This is a genomic window from Dyadobacter crusticola DSM 16708, from assembly GCF_000701505.1.
Classification (GTDB): Bacteria; Bacteroidota; Bacteroidia; order Cytophagales; family Spirosomataceae; genus Dyadobacter; species Dyadobacter crusticola.
On the sequence record NZ_JNJB01000036.1, the window covers coordinates 1 to 1,748 of the forward strand.

Genomic DNA, 1,748 nt, shown 5'->3' on the forward strand with positions numbered 1-1,748 from the left:
ACAAATCAGAAAGGAGTTGGCTGGGGCCAGTTCCTCCTGAAAGCCCTTGTTTTTTTAATGCTCTTAACTGCTTCCATGCAACTCAGGGCTCAGGATGTTGGTCTTCAGTGGGCCAATGGGTTTCTTTCGCAAGCCGGTCAAACCGTTACCACTTATGCGGCCGAGACCGATGCCAACAAAAACGTGTATGTCACAGGCTTTTTTGGCGGGACCGTTGACTTTGACCCGGGGGCCGGTGTAGCTAACCTTACTTCGGTGGGTGCCTATGATATTTACGTTGCCAAATATGACCAAAATGGCAAATTAATTTGGGCTAAGCGCATGGGGGGTACCAATAATGATGCCGGTTATGCTTTGAATGTTGACGCCTCGGGTAATGTCTTCGTAAGTGGACCCTTTGCAGGTACGGTGGATTTTAATCCAGGCACGGGCGTCAACAATCTGGTCTCCAGCGGGCAATCCGATGGCTTCATCCTAAAACTGGATACCAACGGCAATTATGTTTGGGCGCAAAGAATGGGATCGCCCGACGCCGAGTACAGTTATAACATAGCATTTGATGCCGCAGGAAATGTATTATTGGCAGGCTATATAGGAACCGGCACGGCGACTTTTGGCTCCTTGTCGATCACCTCCGCAGGTGCCCAAGACGGTTTTGTCGCTAAATTAAATTCCGCTGGGGTCTTTCAATGGGTGAAAAGAATAGGAGGAACCAGCAATGACATTATTTACGGTATTGAGACCGACAATGCTGGAAACATTTACGTAGGAGGTGGAAGCGAATTAGGCAATACAACCGGCCTTGCTACTCTCACACAAAGAGGTAGTTTCATACTTAAACTGGATAACAACGGAAACTTTGTTTGGTCTCATCAAAATCCCCAAGGTAGTTATTACAGGAACATACGGCTAGACGCGCTCGGTAATGTTTACGGTGCGGTAAGTGCTCCTGTGGCTGGCGCACCCACACTGGTGAAGGTGGATAACGCTGGTGTCACTCAGTGGTCAAAAAGACTAGGCGACGGAGCGAATTATCTTTCAATAGGACCTGACAACAATGTTTATATCACAGGTGTCTATACCGGAACTGCCACTTTGGGATCAACTACGTTCACGGCTGCGGGAAGTAATGATATTTTTGTTGCGAAGGTAGATGCTGCCGGAAATGTTGCTTGGGCTAAGTCAATAGGCGGACCTTTATCTGACCAAACATACTGGATATCTGCCGATCATGCCGGGGAAGTGCTGGTTGGCGGCTTTTTTCGGGGAACTGCCGACTTTGACCCCAACGAATGTGTTTACGATCTATCGTCTCCTGGCCCGACAAGCGGCTACGTGGTTAAACTAACCGACAAGCTTTTGCCGGACGGATTCGCCGTATCGCCGAGCACGATTGCCCCTTTGACGCAGCAGGCCTGTAGCCTGGGAATACCCAATGTAATCACCGGCAATGCAGTCGGCGTTACAGCACCGGCAGGTTACACCACGACCATCGTCTACCAGTGGCAGAAATCTACCAGCGCCTCAGGCCCATGGGAGGACATGCCAGGCGAGGTCTTCAAGGATTTGCAGCCGCTCGCTTCCAGTGAACCGCTCTATTACAGGCGTCTGGTCAAAGCTGGAACCAATTTCTGCGGTGTGTTCCAGACTGCAGATACATCCGCAGTAGCCACTGTAACAGTCGGTGCCAACACGGCACCAACTGCCAATGCGGATGGTCCTCAGTGGTTTGTTTGTAGCACGGGCTC

1 protein-coding gene is annotated in these 1,748 nt (G+C 50.4%); it reads left to right on the plus strand.

Going from position 1 to position 1,748, the window contains the following annotated elements; all coding sequences use genetic code 11:
• Window positions 1-321 precede the first annotated feature (321 nt).
• Window positions 322-1,748 (plus strand): DUF8696 domain-containing protein (locus tag Q369_RS0121945; protein ID WP_205624349.1); only part of this gene is annotated, 1,427 nt, incomplete at its 3' end.